The 17,990-nt window shown below is 62.2% G+C and carries 13 protein-coding genes and 2 pseudogenes; 11 read left to right on the forward strand and 4 right to left on the reverse strand.

The features are described from left to right. Nucleotides 1-197 precede the first annotated feature (197 nt). A complete protein-coding gene (locus ACSFDB_RS08705; RefSeq protein ID WP_440770607.1) occupies nucleotides 198-827 on the reverse strand; it encodes a class I SAM-dependent methyltransferase in 630 nt (209 codons plus the stop codon). A 174-nt stretch (nucleotides 828-1,001) separates the two neighbouring features. Between ACSFDB_RS08705 and ACSFDB_RS08710 the strand changes: the two are divergent. Next, nucleotides 1,002-1,397, forward strand: a pseudogene (locus tag ACSFDB_RS08710) (PAS domain S-box protein); the annotation flags it as partial. Nucleotides 1,398-1,409: 12 nt separating this feature from the next. Further along, nucleotides 1,410-2,489, forward strand: a pseudogene (locus tag ACSFDB_RS08715) (sensor histidine kinase); the annotation flags it as partial. Between the two features lie 47 nt (nucleotides 2,490-2,536). On the opposite strand, the gene ACSFDB_RS08720 reads toward ACSFDB_RS08715, so the two are convergent. Continuing rightward, a complete protein-coding gene (locus ACSFDB_RS08720; RefSeq protein ID WP_440770608.1) occupies nucleotides 2,537-3,166 on the reverse strand; it encodes an NAD(P)-dependent oxidoreductase in 630 nt (209 codons plus the stop codon). Nucleotides 3,167-3,290: 124 nt separating this feature from the next. Here ACSFDB_RS08720 and ACSFDB_RS08725 point away from each other — a divergent pair, with 124 nt between their 5' ends. The 7 genes from ACSFDB_RS08725 to ACSFDB_RS08755 all read left to right on the forward strand — a co-directional run bounded on the left by ACSFDB_RS08725 (nucleotide 3,291) and on the right by ACSFDB_RS08755 (nucleotide 12,813). Next, nucleotides 3,291-3,686 (forward strand): winged helix-turn-helix transcriptional regulator, encoded by a 396-nt coding sequence (locus ACSFDB_RS08725; RefSeq protein WP_440770609.1) that lies wholly within the window; start codon nucleotides 3,291-3,293, stop codon nucleotides 3,684-3,686. A gap of 76 nt (nucleotides 3,687-3,762) precedes the next feature. Further along, complete coding sequence (locus tag ACSFDB_RS08730; RefSeq protein ID WP_440770610.1) at nucleotides 3,763-4,875, forward strand: ABC transporter ATP-binding protein; 1,113 nt, start codon at nucleotides 3,763-3,765, stop codon at nucleotides 4,873-4,875. Further along, nucleotides 4,872-5,753 (forward strand): ABC transporter permease, encoded by an 882-nt coding sequence (locus tag ACSFDB_RS08735; protein WP_440770611.1) that lies wholly within the window; start codon nucleotides 4,872-4,874, stop codon nucleotides 5,751-5,753. The genes ACSFDB_RS08730 and ACSFDB_RS08735 overlap by 4 nt, the downstream gene beginning before the upstream one ends. A 311-nt stretch (nucleotides 5,754-6,064) precedes the next feature. Continuing rightward, nucleotides 6,065-7,405 (forward strand): FAD-dependent oxidoreductase, encoded by a 1,341-nt coding sequence (locus tag ACSFDB_RS08740; RefSeq protein ID WP_440770612.1) that lies wholly within the window; start codon nucleotides 6,065-6,067, stop codon nucleotides 7,403-7,405. Nucleotides 7,406-7,549: 144 nt separating this feature from the next. After that, nucleotides 7,550-9,349 carry a cation:proton antiporter domain-containing protein gene (locus ACSFDB_RS08745; protein WP_440770613.1) on the forward strand — a complete coding sequence of 600 codons (1,800 nt, stop codon included), beginning with the start codon at nucleotides 7,550-7,552 and terminating at the stop codon, nucleotides 9,347-9,349. Further along, on the forward strand, nucleotides 9,342-10,991 hold the full coding sequence (locus tag ACSFDB_RS08750; protein ID WP_440770614.1) for a cation:proton antiporter domain-containing protein: 1,650 nt from the start codon (nucleotides 9,342-9,344) through the stop codon (nucleotides 10,989-10,991). The genes ACSFDB_RS08745 and ACSFDB_RS08750 overlap by 8 nt, the downstream gene beginning before the upstream one ends. A 223-nt stretch (nucleotides 10,992-11,214) precedes the next feature. Then, nucleotides 11,215-12,813 (forward strand): GMC family oxidoreductase, encoded by a 1,599-nt coding sequence (locus ACSFDB_RS08755; protein ID WP_440770615.1) that lies wholly within the window; start codon nucleotides 11,215-11,217, stop codon nucleotides 12,811-12,813. Between the two features lie 34 nt (nucleotides 12,814-12,847). On the opposite strand, the gene ACSFDB_RS08760 is transcribed toward ACSFDB_RS08755, so the two are convergent. Then, nucleotides 12,848-13,645, reverse strand: a complete 798-nt coding sequence (locus ACSFDB_RS08760) for a helix-turn-helix transcriptional regulator (RefSeq protein ID WP_440770616.1) — start codon at nucleotides 13,643-13,645, stop codon at nucleotides 12,848-12,850. Between the two features lie 259 nt (nucleotides 13,646-13,904). On the opposite strand from ACSFDB_RS08760, the gene ACSFDB_RS08765 reads away from it, so the two are divergent. Further along, a complete protein-coding gene (locus tag ACSFDB_RS08765; protein WP_440770617.1) occupies nucleotides 13,905-14,891 on the forward strand; it encodes a DMT family transporter in 987 nt (328 codons plus the stop codon). 79 nt (nucleotides 14,892-14,970) lie between these two features. Beyond that, the gene (locus tag ACSFDB_RS08770; protein WP_440770618.1) at nucleotides 14,971-16,161 is read left to right on the forward strand and encodes a restriction endonuclease; all 1,191 of its coding nucleotides are present in this window, start codon (nucleotides 14,971-14,973) and stop codon (nucleotides 16,159-16,161) included. A gap of 87 nt (nucleotides 16,162-16,248) precedes the next feature. Here ACSFDB_RS08770 and ACSFDB_RS08775 read toward each other — a convergent pair whose 3' ends face one another. Next, on the reverse strand, nucleotides 16,249-17,616 hold the full coding sequence (locus ACSFDB_RS08775; RefSeq protein ID WP_440770619.1) for an AlbA family DNA-binding domain-containing protein: 1,368 nt from the start codon (nucleotides 17,614-17,616) through the stop codon (nucleotides 16,249-16,251). Nucleotides 17,617-17,990 lie beyond the last annotated feature (374 nt).

The following is a 17,990-nucleotide window of genomic DNA, read 5'->3' on the forward strand; positions in this document are numbered from 1 at the left end:
CCCACGTTTTCACGTGATGAGACGCTGATACGGACCGCACCGACTTGTCGAACCACGTCAGTAGCGGTCGCGGAAGTCGGGCCTACGCGAGTGTGAACTACCCGAACGTCGAGGCCCGATCACTCCTCGAGGCGCCGATAGACGGCGACACACAGGAACGAACCGTTGCTGTAAGGACTCGCCCAGTTACGTTCGGCTCACTCCGTCGTCGAGCGGAACGTTCGGACGGTATCCCGCTTGCCCGACTCAGCGTCGACCTCGTCGAACGCGAACTCGGAGAACACCTGGTTCCAGTTGCGGTGATACAGGGGGAACTCGTCGTTGACGTAGGTTACGTCGGGGTCGGATGACTGGTCCTGCGTGCTCTCGTCTTCGCCCTCGTTCTCGACCGTGATGAGGAGTTCGCCGGTGATGCGTGCGAGGTCCTCGAAGACCCACTCGACGTCCGGGTGCAGGTGCTGGAGCGTCTCCACCGAATAGACGACGTCGAACCGGTTCTCCTCGAAGTCGTCGACGACGTCTTCGATCCGGTCGTGGTAGAACGTTCCGTCGTCGGCGAGATCCGGATAGGTCTCTCTCATCACGTCGAACGCGTCGTTGTTGACGTCGATTCCCGACAGGGTTTCGAAGCCGTGTTCGTACAGGTGGGCCAGGTGACGACCAGAGCTACAGCCGAGTTCGAGGATAGACGCATCTCGGTCGACGAACCGCTCGAGCGTGTCACAGATGGTCTCACTCGTCTCGTTCGGCCCGTAGTAGGCGTAATATTCTGGCGAGTACTCTCCGGACCGTTCCGCCCATCGTCGACTAACTACCTTCGAATCCACGTCTCACATCGTCGGCGGACACGTAAACGCTCGTCGGACCCATCCGAATTCTGAGAGCGGGGTCTCGACTCGGTACAGCCGTCCGAGGGACTGACGGTCCGAAAGCGACGACAACCTCCCCAACCGATCCTCAGTTTACGAGGGTTTATTTGTCTCAGTAGCGACTACGACGCAATGAGCGAGCGGAGGGAGACAACGGAGCCGGAGTTTTGGGCGGAGACGGACCGAGACGGTGCACTCCGACGTTTCCGGACGCTCGTCAACACTATCGACGACGGCATCTATCAACTCGATCCATCGGGGCGGTTCGTCGCCGTCAACGACGTGATCGTCGAGGTGACGGGGTACGCCAGAGCCGATCTGCTCGGCGAACACGTCTCGCTCGTTCTCTCCGCGGACGATATCTCGCGCATAGAGGCCGCGATCCGACGAACGCTCGAGACCGACGCCGACCCGCCGACGCTCGAACTCGAGATCGAGACCGCGAGCGGAAAGGCGCTGCCCTGCGAGGTTCGGTTCAACTGTCTCGTCGAGAGCGGCGAGTTTCGAGGGACCGTCGGCGTCATCCGCGACGTGAGTACGGTGGCCGCTCGCGTCGAGCGAGCGCAGAAGCTCTCGCAGTACGAGACAATCGTCGAGACGGTCGAAGACGGTATCTACGTCCTCGACGAGGAGTACCGATTCGTCGTCGTCAACGAGGCCTACGTCGAGATGACGGGCTACCCGCGCGAAACGCTGCTCGGCTCGCACTGTTCGCTCGTGGTCGGCGACGAGGTGTCGACCGAGGCCGCAGAGCGATCGCTGGAGACGGTCGACGGTCAGGAGGCGGCGACCATCGAGGCCGAGATCCTGCGACGGAACGGCGATCGACTCCCGGCCGAGAGTCGGTTCACCGCGCTCACGTCGGACGCCGGCGAGTACGAGGGAACGATCGGCGTCGTTCGCGACGTCACCGACCGCAAGGCACGGGAACGCGCGCTCCGGGAGTCGAACGAGCGACTGGAGCAGTTCGCCTACGCCGCCAGCCACGACCTCCAGGAGCCGCTGCGAATGGTCTCGAGCTACCTCCAGTTGCTCGAGCGCCGCTACGGCGACGAACTCGGCGCGGACGGCCGGGAGTTCGTCGAGTTCGCCGTCGACGGCGCCGAACGGATGTCGGACATGATCGAGGGGTTGCTCCAGTACGCTCGCGTCGAAACCCAGGGCGACTCGTTCGAGTCGGTCGAGTTGGACGCGCTGTTCGACGACGTGCTGGACGACCTGGCGATACAGATCGACGAGCACGACGCCGAGATTACCGTCTCGTCGCTGCCTCGGGTGGCCGGCGATGCCGACCAGCTTCGACAGGTGTTCCAGAACCTGTTGTGTAACGCGATCACCTACGGCGGAGACCGACCGCGAGTAGCGATAACCGCCGAGGCGGACGGGCCGAAACAGGTGATCGAAGTTCGTGACGACGGGATCGGTATCGACCCGGCACACCACGATCGGATCTTCGAGGTGTTCCGACGGTTACACGGCCCCGACGAATACGACGGAACCGGAATCGGGCTCGCGCTGTGTCAGCGCGTCGTCGACCGACACGGTGGCGAGATCTGGGTCGACTCCGCGCCCGGCGAGGGGTCGACGTTCTTCGTGGCGTTGCCCGCGACTCGAGCGTAAAAGGGTCCTCCCATCGACTCAGTCGGAGAACGGACCGAGGGGGCGTGTTACGCAGGCCCCACCTTCGGCATTCGTCGGCTGTACTCGTCGCTCTCGAGGCAGTCGAGGATAAACCGGGCGACGTCGGCTCGGTCGATCGCCTCGAATCCGAGGTCGATGTCGCCGGCGCGGTACTCGCCCGACGGGTCGCCCTCGCCGAGTCGAGGGACGCGGACGACCGTCCAGTCCAGGTCCGTCGCCCGGACGTGTTCGACGTGGGATTCGGCATCCTCGAGGACGTCTCGAGCGAGCAGCTTCAACAGAACCCCCATCATTTTGCCGCCGAGCGAGACCGATTCGCCGTCCTCACGGACCCCCGCACCGACGAGCGTCACGAACCGCGAGACGCCCGCCTCGGTCATCGCGCGGCAGATGTTCTCGCCGGCGACGGTCAGGAGATCCGCCGGCGAGCCCTCGCCCTGTCCGAGGACGCTCACGACCGCGTCCGCGCCTCGGACCGCGTCGAGAACGCCCTCGCCGGTGTAGACGTCGCCCGCAACGACCCGCACTCGATCGTCGGTGAACGGAACCGTTTCGGGTGATCGAGCGTGGACGACGACCTCGTGACCTCGCTCGAGCGCCTGTTCACAGAGCGGAAGCCCGGTTCGACCGGTCGCACCGAAGACGGCGATTTGCATAGCACGACGTAGCGGTTCCGAGCGGATATACTTGCAACTTCGAAGCTTCGAAGTAACGGGGCCGAAACGGGGAGTAGCTGCACCTCCCGAAACCAACTTACCCGCAGGGGGCTACCCGTCGACTATGACCGACGATAGTTCGATCCCGCCCGACGCCGGAGGCGGCCCCGAGGAGGCCCGCGCGCTTCGAGGGTCGCTCGAGCCCGCGGAGCGAGAGCGCGTCGAACGAACGGTCGCGGAACTGCTCGACCTCCTCGGTCGAACGCACACGATGGCAGTGCTCTCGGAGTTCGCCTTCGCGAGCGAACCGCTGCGATTCTCCGAACTCGAGGACGCGCTGTCGATCCCGGCAAACACGCTCTCGACGAGGTTGCGCGACCTGACCGAGGCGGGGCTGCTCGAGCGGACAGCATACGACGAGGTACCGCCGCGAGTCGAGTACGCGCCGACGGAGAAAGCCCGATCGATCTTCCCGGTGTTCGGCCACCTCCACCGGTGGGCGATAGCGTACGAACTCTAACCCTCGCTCCGATTTTCGGAGGGACTCCCTGATTTCGAAGGGAGGCGTATTTCACGTCAGGACCCGTACCGACGCTATGTCTAACGAACGACCGGTAGCGGACGCTGAAACCTCGCGCGAGCGGCTACAAGTGGAGGGTGCGGACCGACCGACGCCGCCACCGACTGCGTCGATCGAGATCGACGGGCTCGAGTTGACCTACGGCGACGGAACGACGGCGGTCGACGGCGTCGATCTGACCGTAGCCGACGGCGAGTTCTTCGGGTTTTTGGGACCTAACGGCGCGGGCAAGACGACCGCGATCAAGGTTCTCGCGACGCTCCTCTCGCCGACCGCCGGCGAGGTTCGAGTCAACGGGTTCGACGTCCGGACGGAGCCGCGGAAGATCCGCGAGTCGATCGGCTACATGGCCCAGGAGACGAGCATCGATCCGGAGCTCACCGCAGAGGAAAATATTCGGTTCGCCTGTGAGGCCTACGGCGTTCCCCGCGATGAGCGCGACGATCGAACCGCCGAACTGCTCGATCTCGTCGACCTCACGGCCGTCGCCGACAAACGATCGGAGGGGTTCTCCGGCGGGATGAAAAAGCGACTCGATGCCGCGACGGCGCTGGTTCACCGGCCGCCGCTGGTCTTTCTCGACGAGCCGACCACCGGGCTGGATCCGAACGCGCGCAATCGACTGTGGGAGTACTTCCGTCGGATCAACGCCCGCGGGACCACGGTCTTCCTGACGACGCAGTACTTAGAGGAAGCCGATCAGCTCTGCGAGCGGCTGGCGGTGATCCTCGACGGCGGGATCGTCGCCGACGGCTCGCCGGACGAGTTAAAACGGCAGGTCGGGGGCGACGTGCTCGACATCGAGTTGCAAGACGGCGAGGATGCCAGAACGCGGGCCGTCGAGATCGCCGGAGAGTTCGAGGCCTTCGACAATGCGACCGTCGAGGAGACCGAGACGGGGATCAGCGTCACCGCGAAAACCGCCCGCGAATCCGGAACGGATCTCCTCGTCGCGCTTCGGGACGCAGGGCTGACGGTCACCGGATTCAACGTCCGCGCGCCGACGCTGGACGACGTGTTTCTCGCGATCACCGGCGAACGTGTCGATACCGAGGCGACGGCCGGTAGCGTCGATACTGCCGGGACCGTCGAGATGGACGCCGCCAGTGGAACGGAGGACGCGTCGTGAGCGCTCCGACCGCGGAGTCGTCGGAGCACGATTCGGTCCCGCGCTCGTCCAACACGTTCGCCGGGGACGTCTGGGTCAACTTCAAGCGCTGGAATCTCAAAGCCGTCCGGAATCCGTTCGTCCTCGTCGTCTCGCTCGCACAGCCGTTCATCTTCCTCGTGCTGTTCACGGAGGTGTTCGGCAACGTGGCCGGCGGGGCGGTGAGCGAGGGGCTTGGTCCGGGTGTCGACTACACCACGTTCCTCGTACCGGCCATCGCGATCCAGGTCGCGCTCGCGTCGGCGGTCACCTCCGGGATCGGCCTGGTCAACGACATCGAGAACGGCATGTTCGAGAAGGTGCTCGTCTCGCCGATGAACCGAACCGCCGTCTTCGTCGGGAAGACGCTCGCCGAGGTGTTCCGTATCGCGCTGCAGATCGCGATCATCCTCGGCCTCGGCGTGCTTCTGGGCGCGGAGATCACGACGGGAGTCGTCGGTGCCCTCGGAATCATCGCCGTCGGAATCGTGTTCTCGCTCTGGTTTATCGCGTTCTCGAACACCCTCGCCGTCTTGACCCGGGATCAGGAGTCGACGATCATCGGCGCGAACCTGTTACAGTTCCCGCTGTTGTTCCTCTCGAGTGCCTTTCTCCCGCTCGAGGTGCTACCGACCTGGATTCAGACGTTCGCCCGGATCAATCCCGTCACGTACGGCGTCGACGCGGCGCGGGCGATCATGCTCGACGAGGACGTGATGACCGTCCTCGACGTGACGGCGTTCGACGGCGCGCTCAACACGATCGTCCCCGCCGTCGCCGTCCTCGCGGGACTGGGCGTCGCGTTCGGCGGAGTGGCCGTCTATCTGCTCTCCCGGGCCTCGAGTTCGGACGTGCGCTGAGCGGAGCGATCCCGGTGCCGCCAGGGGTGAGAGACGATACTGGCGAGATCACTGCCAGTTGGTTGCAGGGACCGTTTTGGAGCGTCGGTCGGCCGCGGTGAGCACCCGTCGCGAATATGTCCGATTTTAGATGCGAAGGGGACAGACTCTACAGCGACGGCCCGTCAAACGAGTCAGACCGGTCGCAGTTCGGCCGCCGAAATCGAGGGTGTCGATACGCAGTTCGTCGATTACCGAAAACCCGTTCGAAAAAATATGAGTTATCTGTGCGGAGTCGCGAGGTCCGGGTAGGGTATATAACAGAACCAATCATGTCTGGCAAATACGACCTCGTTATCGTCGGTGGCGGGATCAGTGGGGCCTCCCTTCTGTACACGACTGCAAAATTCTCCGATATCGACTCCATCGCGCTGGTCGAAAAGGAGCCGTCGATCGCAGCGATCAACACGGATCACACGAACAACTCTCAGACGCTCCACTTCGGAGACATCGAGACGAACTACACGCTCGAGAAGGCCGAAGACGTCAAGGAAGGCGCGGAGCTTCTCGCGGGCTACCTGGAGAACCACGACCCCGACCGGGAGATGCACGACAAACGGAGCAAGATGGTGCTCGGGGTCGGCGACGAGGAGGTCGACCAGCTCGAACGCCGGTACGAGGAGGAGGGGTTCGGCGACCTCTTCCCGAAACTTCGAGCGATCGGCCGCGAGGAGATCGCGGAGATCGAACCGAAGGTCGTCGAGGGCCGCGATCCCGCAAAGGAGATGCTCGCGCTGCAGACCTCGGACGGCTACGTCGTCGACTACGGCGAGACGACGCGCTCGCTCGTCGAGCAGGCCGACGAGGAGTCGAACGTGGACGTCTTCACCGGCACCGAAGTCAAAGATATCACGCCCACGCTCGACGGCTACACGATCGAGACGAACAACGGTCGGTTCGACTGTGATACGACCGTCGTCGCCGCCGGTTCGCACAGCCTCCAGATCGCGAAGGAACTCGGCTACGGCCAGGACAAGGTGTTGCTCCCCATCGCCGGGAGCTTCTTCCTCGCGGACGATCTCCTGAACGGGAAGGTGTACACGCTCCAGATGAAGAAACTGCCGTTCGCCGCGGTGCACGGCGACGCCGACGTTCACGACCCCAGCGTCACCCGATTCGGGCCGACCGCAAAACTCGTCCCGACGCTCGAGCGCGGCCGCATCTCGACCGTGAAGGACTTCCTCGACGTGTTCGGGCTGAACGCGGCGGCGTTTCTCAGCTACGGGAACATTCTCTCCGATCGCATCCTCCTCCCGTACGTGCTACGAAACCTCGTCTACGACGTTCCGGAGGTCGGCCCGCGGCAGTTCCTTCCCCACGTCCAGAAGGTCGTCCCGAGCGTCGAACTCGAGGATATTCAGCGCGCCAAAGGGTACGGTGGCGTCCGTCCCCAGATCGTCGACACGAAAACGAAGTCCCTCGATATGGGCGAGGCGAAACTCGTCGGCGACGATATCATCTTCAACATCACGCCGTCGCCCGGCGCGTCGACGTGTCTGAAAAACGCGCTGCAGGACACACAGCAGGTCCTCGAGTTCCTCGACGGCGAGTACGAGTTCGACGAGGAGGCGTTCCGTGCGGAGACGATCGACAACTTCCCGCGCGCGACGTAGACGGCTCGACGATTTTCCGGGAGACGGAACCGCTGTATTCCAGTTTTTACGCGAGATGTGTGCAGCGCCAACGCTTTTCCGACAGTATCGGGTATCCCGATTTGAACGGCGTCGAGTCGTCGCAACTACGATATCGGTTGGATCATGTCTCTCGGAGGAATCGCACTGGCAACGGATTTCGCGTTGCTCATCGTGGCCGCGGCCGTCCTCAGCTACGCCGCCAGACTGACCAAGCAGCCGACGATCGTCGCCTACGTATTAACGGGGGTCGTCGTCGGGCCGATCGGCCTTGGCATCGTCGCCGAGGACCAGCTGATCGAGATCGTCGCCGAACTCGGTCTCGGGTTCCTCCTCTTCTTGCTGGGCATCGAGATGCGATTCGACGACATTCGGGAGATCATGCGCCCCGTCGGGGCGATCGCGCTCGGACAGGCCGTGTTGCAGGCGATCGCCTCGACGGGCGTCGCCCTCTTGCTCGGTTTCACGCTCTACCAGTCGCTGATGATCGCGCTCGCGACGACGTTCGGTGCGACGCCGATCATCGTCAAAGTGCTCGGGGACAAGGACGACCTGAAGGAACTGTACGGGAAGGTCGACGTCGGCATCCTGATCTTCCAGGACATCTACCTCGTCATGGCGCTCGCGATCCTCTCCGTCGGCGCCGTCGATAACGTCGGCGAGATCGCGTTTAGCATCGGTCGCGTCCTCCTCCTGATGGGCGTCATCGGCGTCGTCGCCTACCTCGCGAGCAACTACCTCCTTCCGGCGTTGCTCCGGGCCAGCGCCGCCAACAAGAGCACCCTGTTTACGGTCGGCATCGCCTGGGCGTTCCTCTTCATCTTCGCCGCCGAGAGCCTCGATCTCTCCATCGAGATCGGCGCGTTCCTCGCGGGCCTCGCGCTCGCACAGCTCCCCTATAGCACGGAACTCAAGGAACGAATGCGTCCGGCGACGAACTTCTTCATCGCGATCTTCTTCGCGAGCATCGCCCTCCAGATGGAGGTCGACCAGCTGCTGGCCTACTGGCAGGAGGCGGTCGCCGCGGCGTTCCTCTTGGTCGTGATCAACTTCTGCATCGTCTTCGGGCTGTTCTACAGCCAGCGCTTCGACATCGAGACCTCCTTTCTCGGCACGATCTCGATGCTCCAGGTCAGCGAGTTCTCGCTGGTGCTGGGTGCGCTCGCGGTCGATCAGGGATTCATCGAGGAAGGTATCCTCGGCTTCCTCAGCCTGATGGCGCTGATCACGATGCCCATCTCGACGTACTACGTCATCTACAACCGCCAGATCTACGCGTACGTCAGACCGTATCTCGAGCGACTCGAGCGGGAAGATACCGTCGAGGCGCAGCCGGCCGAGTACGCTGATCACGCGGTGATCGTCGGCTACAGTCGGCTCTCGAGCGAACTCGCGGCGGTGCTCGAGGACGATGTCGACGAGGTCGTCTTCGTCGAGGACCGCGCCGAGTACGTCGGGGAACTGATGGACGCCGAACACGGCTTCATCTTCGGCAACGCCAGACACGGCGATATCCGCCAGGAGGCGAACCTCTCCGGCGCCGAGGTGCTCGTCAGCGTCGCCCAACGAGCCGACATCGCCCTCCGTCTGGTCGAGGACAGCCCCGACGCGCTCTCGATCGTTACCGCGACGACCGAGGACGAGGCGGCGGTGCTCCTCGAGAACGGGGCCGACTACGTCGTCCTCGAACGGGGGATCGTCGGCGACGAACTCGCGAACTTACTCGAGACGATCGACGACCGCGAGGCGTTCGAACGGCGGCTCGAGGAACTGAACGCACGCGCTCGAGACCGCTCCCAGCGGGCGGACGAGACGGTCGACCTCGGGAGCGAAGACGCACGGTACGACGCCGGTGACGCAGCCGGATCCGGCGGCTCGAACCGATCGGACGATGCCGACGCGACCGGAGGTGACACCGATGGATGAGATCCTGTTCGCGCTGACGCTCATCTTCGTCCTCGCAGCCGTCTTGCTGCTCGTCGCCGCCCAGAAGGGGCTGTCGGTGATCCCGTTTTACCTGCTCGCAGGAGCGCTAGCCGGGGCGGTGATCGACGAAACACAGCTGCTCGACCTCGCGCAGTGGGGGATCGCCTTCCTCGTCTTCCTCTTCGGGATCCACGTCGACGTGGAGGCGTTCCGCTCGACCGGACGGATCAGCGTCACCGTCGGCCTCCTGCAGGCGTCGATCGTGGGAGCACTGACGTTCGGTCTCGGACTCGCGTTCGGGCTCGATCCGTTGAACGCCGGCTACCTGGGGATCGCCGCCGCGTTGAGTTCGTCGCTCGTGGCGACCAGCTATCTAGACGACGAGAACGGCGCCCGGCCGACGTACGAACGGCTGGCGGAGTCGATCCACTTCACGGAGGACCTCCTCGGCGTGCTGATCGTGCTCGGGCTGAGCGCGTTCGTCTACGCGGCGGCTCCCGCCTGGGAGCAGGTCGCGGTCGGCGGCGGGCTGTTCGCCCTCGCGCTCGGGATCCGGTATCTCCTCTTCCACCGGCTGACCGCGCGACTCCAGGGCGACCCCGAGGTGATGATGCTGCTCGGCATCTCCTTCGTCGTCGGGTTTATCGCGCTCGCCGAGGCGGCCGACCTCTCGATCGTCGTCGGCGCGTTCGCCGCCGGCATCGCCATCGCCGACGACTACCCCCACTCGCTCGAGTTAGTCGACACCGTCGACGACTTGGAGGACTTCTTCTCGCCGATCTTCTTCGTCACGCTCGGTGCGTTGCTGACGATCCCGACGCTCGAGACGATCGGCTACACCCTCACGCTGATCGTCGCAGTCCTGATCCTCAACCCGCTGCTCGTCGCCTTCATCCTACTCAGAAGCGGATTCGACGGCCGAACGGCGATCCTGACCGGTCTCACGCTCGATCAAGTGAGTATCTTCAGCCTCTTCATCGCGCTCGAGGCGTTCGCGGCCGATCAGATCGCACCACCGGTCTTCGACGCGATCGTCCTCGCGGCCGCCGTCACGATGATCGTCGCGACGTACACGGGTCGTCACGCGGGCGCGATCAACCGCTGGCTGCGCGACACCGGCGTCGTCCGACTGCTCGGAGAGTCCCTCGGCGACCGAACGAGCGTCTCCGAAGACCTCGAGGACCACGTCATCATCGTCGACTTCGAACACGGCGGTCGGCAGGTTCTCGACGCGTGCTCGTTCCTCGACCGGCCGACGCTCGTCGTCGAGGACAACCCCATCCTGTTCGAGGAGATTCGCGACGAGTGTGACAACTACGTCTACGGCGACGTCTCGAACGAACGCGTCTGGGAGCTGGCACGGCTCGAGGACGCCGCACTCGTCGTCTCGCTGACGCCGGAACACGACCGGAGCGAGGCGGTCGTTGACCTCGACGCGGACGTGCCGCGGGTCGTCCGCGTCGACTCGACCGAGACCGCCGACGAGTTCCTCGATCGGGGTGCCGCGGGGGTCATCTATCCGGATACGATCGCCGCCGAGCGCGTCGGTGCGGACCTCGAGGCGCTGCTCGAGGGGGAGATCTCTCGCGAGGAGTTCGTCGAGCGCGGTCGCGGACACTTCGAGATGCCGAGCGACGACTGATCCGCGCTCGAACAGCCCGGTACGAACGGTTCGGTTCCGCGAGATCATCGGTCCAGCCCGGACGACAACCCGCGGCCGACTACCGATTCCGCGGACGGCCGCCCCGTCGGAGCGGATGACGAACGCCGGGGAATCGCTGGACGATGACCGCTCAGGAATCGCTATCCGTTCGCGCGACTCGGGGACACGACTATACCACCGCCGTGCCATGTGATAACCCAACATGTCCGGGGACGGGAGATCTTACGACTACGTGATCGTCGGTGCGGGACCGGCCGGCTGCGTGCTCGCGAACAGATTGTCGGCCGACGGCGACGCTGAGGTGCTGTTGCTCGAGGCTGGCGAGCCCGACGAGAACCGAGAGATCGGCGTGCCGGCGGCGTTTTCGGAACTGTTCCAGTCGGGGGTCGACTGGGAGTACTACACCGAACCGCAGTCGGAGCTACACGACCGGAAGCTGTACTGGCCCCGCGGGAAGACGCTGGGGGGCTCGAGTTCGATCAACGCGATGATCTACATTCGCGGCCAGCCCGAGGACTACGACCGCTGGGCCGAGCTGGGCAACGAGGGCTGGGCGTACGAGGACGTGCTGCCTTCCTTCAAGCGCGCCGAACACAACGAGCGCGGCCCCTCGGAGTATCACGGCATCGGCGGCCCGCGAAACGTGACCGACCTCCGGTCGCCGAACGAACTCACCGAGGCGTTCCTCAAGGCCGGGCAATCGGTCGGACTCCCGTACAACGAGGACTTCAACGCCGGCGACCAGTCGGGGGTCGGCTACTACCAGGTAACCCAGAAGGGCGGGGAACGACACAGCGCGGCGGACGCGTATCTAAAACCGGTTCTCGAGCGGCCGAACCTGACCGCGGTGACCGGCGCACGGGTAACGACGGTTCGGTTCGACGGCCGTGAAGCCGTCGGCGTCGAGTACGCTCGCGACGACGCCAGCGGTCGTTCCGCGACGGTCGACGCGACCGAGGAGGTCGTCCTCTCCGCCGGCGCAATCAACTCCCCTCACCTCCTCATGTGCTCCGGCGTCGGCCCGGCCGACCACCTCGCTGACCACGATATTTCCGTCGTCGCGGACCTCCCCGGCGTCGGCCGGAACCTCCAAGATCACCTGCAGGCCGGCGTCAACTACGAGTCGACGAAGCCGATTACGCTGGCCGACGCGGACTCGCTGTGGAACACGCTCAGATACTTGCTCCGGAAAAGGGGGCCGCTGACCTCGAACATCGCGGAAGCCGGCGGATTCACGACCGTTTCCGAGGACGCCGAGGTCCCCGAAATCCAGTTCCACTTCGGACCGACGTTCTTCGTCGAACACGGGTTCGACAACCCCGAGGGCCACGGCTTCTCGCTCGGCGCGCTCCGGCTTCGGCCCGACAGCCGCGGCCGGATCTCGCTCCGCTCGGCCGACCCCTTCGACGAGCCGGTTATCGATCCGCAGTATCTGACCGAGGGCGACGACCTCGAAGTCCTGCTCGAGGGGATCAAACTGGTCCGGAAGATCCTGCGGGCCGAACCGTTCGACGAGTATCGCGGCGAGGAGATGTTGCCGGGGTCAGACGTAGAGAGCGACGAGGAGTTGATCGAACACATCCGCGAGACCGCCGAAACGCTGTACCACCCCGTCGGAACCTGCAAGATGGGTGACGACGAGCTGGCCGTCGTGGACGACCGGTTGCGCGTCCGTGGTCTCGAGGGACTGCGCGTCGTCGACGCCTCGATCATGCCGACGATCACGAGCGGAAACACGGACGCGCCGACGACGATGATCGCCGAGAAAGCGGCCGACTACATTCGAGCGGACCGCCGCTGACCGTTCGCGTCGGATCTTCGACTCGAAGCGGGGTTCACTCGAGGGAAACGCCGGCGTCCTCGAGCGCCTCGGCGCGCTCCCAGTAGTCCTCGACCGTCTCCCGCGCCCACGAGCGAACGGCCTCGTCGTCCGTGTCGATCGAGGCCCGCAGGACGCCCTGCTCGTCCCGAACGAGCATGTAGACGACCTCGTCGAGAAGCATGACCGCGAGCGGCACGGTCCCCTCACGGACCCGAACCGAGGCGTCGTCGGCGGCGAGCAGATCCTCGAGTCGGTCCCGAAGCTCCGTATCGGCCGCGAGCGCGTCGATCGCGCTCCGGGAAAAGACCCCTCTGAACGTCTGCTCGTCGGTTTCGGCGCGTTCTTGGACGACCGTCAGGGTCTGTTCGTTGAACGCGTGCGAGACCGTCCACACCTCGTCGGCGGTCTCGAGCAACTCGAGCAGGCGCGACAGCGGCGCGTTCGGCCGCGTCTGGGTCGGCATCGTGATGGTCGCGTCGGACAGTCGCTTCAGATCGAACGTCATCTCGGCGGTCGGCAGGTACTCGACGACCCCGCGGAGGCGCTGTTCGGTCTCGATGATCTCCCGGAGGTCGGTAAACCCCGACGCGACGAGTCGACCGGTCGCAGTCGCGACGTACTCGCTGCCCTCGCGGTCGATCCACGACCGCTCTCGGAAGTCGCTCAAAATCCGTCCGAGCGTGGCCTGTGACGCCCCCGTCTCCGCGGCCAGTTCGTTTCGGGTGTGTCCTCCCGCCGCGAGCAGTCCCAACACCTCGACGCGGTTCGCCGAGAGCGCGAGGAACTCGATCTCCTCGAGTGCCGATTCCATACGAGTGTGTTCGGCCGTTCCCTGATAGAGCTTTCGCACCGTGAAATAGTTTCACGATGTGTTAGGATGGCACAAACAGTACCGATTTTCTCGGTGGGTTCGTTTTTCTCGGTACTGTTTCGTTTCCTCGCGTGAAATATTTTCTGAATTAAACTATATGGCTCGGACTCCTTTGTTGAGACAAGATGTTCTATCCCTCCACACCCCGTCGATCCCACGCCGGGGACTCGTCGGGCGCAAGCCGAACCGAGGTGAGACCGTGATCGACCGCCGAACGGCCGTCTTCTTCGTCCTCTCGAGTGTCTTCTTCGGCGGGACGTTCGTCGCCGCGAAAGCCGGACTCGAGTACTTCCCACCGCTGCTGTTCGTGGCGATCCGGTTCGACATCGCGGCGCTCGTCATGCTGGGCTACGTCGCGCTCACCGCCTCGTTCGAGGAGCTTCGCCCCCGGACGCGCGGCGACGTGGTCGGCATCCTCGCGACCGGCGGGCTCGTGATCGGCCTCTCGAACGCGCTTTTGTTCGTCGGCCAGCAGTACGCCACCAGCGCTGTCGGCGCGATCGTCTTCAGCCTCAACCCGATCCTAACGCCGGTCTTTGCAGCCGTGCTCCTCTCGAACGAGCGCCTCTCGCCCCGTGGCGCGTTCGGGATGGTCCTCGGCCTCTTCGGCGTCGCGCTCGTGGTCAGTCCCGACCCCGCAATGTTGGTCGGCGGCGACGCGCTCGGCCGCGCGATCCTCTTTGCGGGTGCGGCCAGCGCCGCCCTCGGTGCCGTCCTCATCCGGCGCTCCGGCGCGAACGCCACGCTCTCGAGCACCGTCCGCATCGCGTGGGGACTGCCCATCGCCGCGGCGCTCAGCCACGGACTCGCTTGGTCGGCCGGCGAGTCGATGGGATCGATCGCGTGGACGACGGAAGCGCTCGTCGCGCTCGCGTACGTCAGCCTCGTCGCCGGCGTCCTCGCGTACATCGCCTACTTCGGGCTGCTCGAGTCGACCGGCGCGACGCAGGCCAACCTGGTCTTCTACGTCGTCCCGGTCGTCTCGACGATCGGCGGCTGGGCGCTGCTCGGCGAGACCATCGCTCCGCTGGCCGTCGTCGGCTTCCTGACGATCTTCGCCGGCTTCGCCGTCATCGGCAGCGAGTCGAGCGACGTCCGATCGCTGCTGCCCGAGTGGGTCGTCCACACGCCCGGTCCCGAGGAGCGATCGGCGACGGAGGAACCGCGCGGCTACCGGTCCGACTGATCGACACCGTTCTTATTCTCTTGCTTGAACTGGCGGGTTGCGAACAGTTTTGTGATACGGATAGCAAAACTATTCGTGTATGGACGAGCTGGAGTTTGCCTTGGAAAACATCGGCGGGCACGCCTTCGAGGATTTCGCTATGGCGTTCCTCAGGGAACAAGGCTACAGTGTTCACGAGAGCGGAGAATCCGGGCCTGACGGAGGATGGGACGCACAGATTGAGTTTGGCAGTAGGAATGGTATCGCTCACGCCAGTGTCCAGGAAACGTGGAGGCGTAAGCTGCGGAACGATGCAGAGAAAGTAGCAGCTCTTGAGGAGGACCTGGGGGAGGACTACGACCTGTTCATCTTTGTCACGAATCAGGATGTCGGCGGCAGCCAGGAACTGGATATGGAGGAGGAGATCAGGGAGGAATACGGCTGGACCCTGAACATCCACCACCGAAAAGAGATCCTGGGGGAACTGAGGCAGAACAGTCAGGGCCTGGCCGAAGGCTTTCTCGACGTCGACCTGCAGAAGGACCGTGGCCACGTCGAGGAAATTGAGGAACTATGCAGTGATCGGCTTGACAAGATCCAAGCTCGGGAAGGCTACGCCTCCGACCTGATTGAAGGCCCTGCAGTAGTCCTACATATTATCCCGAATGGGATTTTGTCGAAGAGCAAGAGCAGTCCCGGAAGCATTCCTGACCCCTCCGTTCTATTTGAGGACCTTACGACGTACGGCGAGACCAAGGGTAAGTACACGATTGCCTACGGAAATAGCGGTACGGTTGAGGAGCAAGGCTCCTACGCCGTACTTAGGAACGATGGACTGTATGAGTCTGCTTCTGTCTCCGCTTTCATACAGAAGCATGAAGAAACATGGATTCAGGGCCATATCCAGTCCTCTATAGGAATAGGCCTCGACGCTCATGTCGTGTTAGCAGCAAGGAGTACGATGGAGAAACTTTCTGAGATGGGTTTCTCTGGTACTGCCTTTGCATGGCTTTCTTTCCTTGATGCTGACTGTGTCCAGCTCAACGTACCAAACAGCCGTCAACGGGCAATCGGGTATACTCCGGCGACGCTTGAGACAGATCGGTATACGACGGAATACGCTACGCTGCAGATAGGAAGTGAGAAAGTCATAGCAGATCTTGAGCCGATACTGGATGAGGTGTGGCGGGAGTTTGGTGAGGACGGTACGCCGAATATTGAAGATGGTAAGTGGGCGCTTGGCTCGTATTCGATGAACCGTGAAACGATCTTAGAGGAGGGAGACCGATAGAACGGTTTCCGTCCTGACTCAGGTTTTAAAAGTGTATTCTGGAGATGTGGTCTTCCCAACTCGGATGTACGTTCACTCCTTCGATAATCACCAAGTAAGTTGGAAGTCAACATGAATCGCATTCAGTGGAATCGCAGCAAACTCGCTATAATCGACGACGCGAAAACTATCAGGAGTGATTTCAGGAAGTTCCTCAGGCGGCAATTGCAGGAAGTGTCCAAAGGTATATTGAAATTCAGCAAGTGGTGTAGACCCCTCAATCTCAAATAGACGAGAAGCAAGCTCTCCCTTGTCGTAGAAAGGATTCTTGGCAAGAAACCCGATCGTTTCTCCACCGTTGTTCGCCGTCGATCTCCCATTCCGAATGCGTTCTATTGGACTAAATGGAATTTCTTCAGGGTGTGAGAGCGATTTGGCTTTCATTTCGACCGATTCCGCAGTTCCAAACTGAATTCCTGCTAAATTGCCGAAATCCGTGAGTGGCTCCGTATCTACGGGCATACCGTTCGTGAGTAACACGATTTCGAAGTGGCGAGCAAAGTTCTCAGAAACCCACGGCTCCACATAGACAAGAAGGAGTGATTCCGGATACGGAATTGATGTATTTGCCACATAGAGTGCTTCCTCGCATTTATACAATTGCGAAGTATCAAGTCCTGCATTCGCGTACCGTCGCTGCTGTGAGTCAATCTCCTCAAAAAACATCGATAACCCGCTTCCGATCCATGCAGTTCGATTTTGGTTGATTGTGAAATGACTTCGGGAGTTATCTAATTGGAATGTTTCGGCTAGACACGCGAGGATGTGTTCCACTGTTTCGGTGGTCGGGCGATTGGCCCGAGTGGATATTCGAACCGGATTTGATGGGAGATAGAGTTCCCCAAAGGTACAAACGCTCGAAATCTTCCCAGCAGGCTTTGGAATTAAGTGTGGGCCATGATCCAACCAATGATATGTAGATTCAAGCGATCGGTAGTCCTGCTGACCGTTGTCGTGAGTATCGTCCTTATCGCCTTCGTCGGGATCGGCTGATAACTGGTGCTGATATCGGTAGCGTAGGTCCCTTCCGTCGAGGTAGATTGTCGTTGATCCCTGCCGTGCCGGGAAGTACGACTTATCGAGTCCATAGCTGTGGACCCAGTTCCCGCCACTCACTTCTAGAGTTACCACGGATTTCTCTTCGAATTCCTGAACCTTGATTGTGGGATTGAATCGAGGAGACACCCGCCGGTCGATCACCTGACTGATATCTTCCTCAATTTTTTGTGGGTTCTCGACACCGGTCACGACAAAGCTATTTTCGCTTTCGGCAACTCCAACGATGACGGCCCCGCCCCCACTGTTCGCAAACGCGGTAAGCTCTTTGACAATATCTGTATGGTCTTCGTTTTCGTGCTTGAATTCGATTTCCACATTTTCAATATCAATATTGTCAAGTAATTGCTTGATTTCCATTCCAAATTCATGTCTTAGATGCCACAGGAGCCTCTTATTGTTATCTCTAACTTGGTATTCAACTGCCCTTTCATACTGGCTGTCGCCAGTCCTTTTCACCAGATGTTAATAAAAAGAGATGTATGTCCCGCCCACCGAACTCATTGAGATTGTCGATGGCATCCTGTTCGCGCCACTATACAAACTGTTTGAGACGGTGCGTTTGAGCATTTCTCGCGTGCACTAATAGTTGTCTAAGACTCCGGAAGATTCTGGACGTTTCCCGTCGGATTCCGTGCAGAAACGACACAGCTACGAAACGACTGTTCAGTCGTAACCGTCTGCCATCCTGAACGGACGTGTTCTCGGTAGACAGTACAAGATGAACGCAACTC

Source organism: Natronorubrum amylolyticum (assembly GCF_052040145.1).
Classification (GTDB): Archaea; Halobacteriota; Halobacteria; order Halobacteriales; family Natrialbaceae; genus Natronorubrum.

Excerpts from the sequence above, each read along its gene's own strand:
- ACSFDB_RS08720 (WP_440770608.1), bottom strand. The coding sequence starts at position 3,166 with ATGCAAATCGCCGTCTTCGGTGCGACCGGTCGAACCGGGCTTCCGCTC.
- ACSFDB_RS08725 (WP_440770609.1), top strand. The coding sequence starts at position 3,291 with ATGACCGACGATAGTTCGATCCCGCCCGACGCCGGAGGCGGCCCCGAG.
- ACSFDB_RS08730 (WP_440770610.1), top strand. The coding sequence starts at position 3,763 with ATGTCTAACGAACGACCGGTAGCGGACGCTGAAACCTCGCGCGAGCGG.
- ACSFDB_RS08740 (WP_440770612.1), top strand. The coding sequence starts at position 6,065 with ATGTCTGGCAAATACGACCTCGTTATCGTCGGTGGCGGGATCAGTGGG.
- ACSFDB_RS08745 (WP_440770613.1), top strand. The coding sequence starts at position 7,550 with ATGTCTCTCGGAGGAATCGCACTGGCAACGGATTTCGCGTTGCTCATC.
- ACSFDB_RS08750 (WP_440770614.1), top strand. The coding sequence starts at position 9,342 with ATGGATGAGATCCTGTTCGCGCTGACGCTCATCTTCGTCCTCGCAGCC.
- ACSFDB_RS08755 (WP_440770615.1), top strand. The coding sequence starts at position 11,215 with ATGTCCGGGGACGGGAGATCTTACGACTACGTGATCGTCGGTGCGGGA.
- ACSFDB_RS08760 (WP_440770616.1), bottom strand. The coding sequence starts at position 13,645 with ATGGAATCGGCACTCGAGGAGATCGAGTTCCTCGCGCTCTCGGCGAAC.
- ACSFDB_RS08770 (WP_440770618.1), top strand. The coding sequence starts at position 14,971 with ATGGACGAGCTGGAGTTTGCCTTGGAAAACATCGGCGGGCACGCCTTC.
- ACSFDB_RS08775 (WP_440770619.1), bottom strand. The coding sequence starts at position 17,616 with ATGGAAATCAAGCAATTACTTGACAATATTGATATTGAAAATGTGGAA.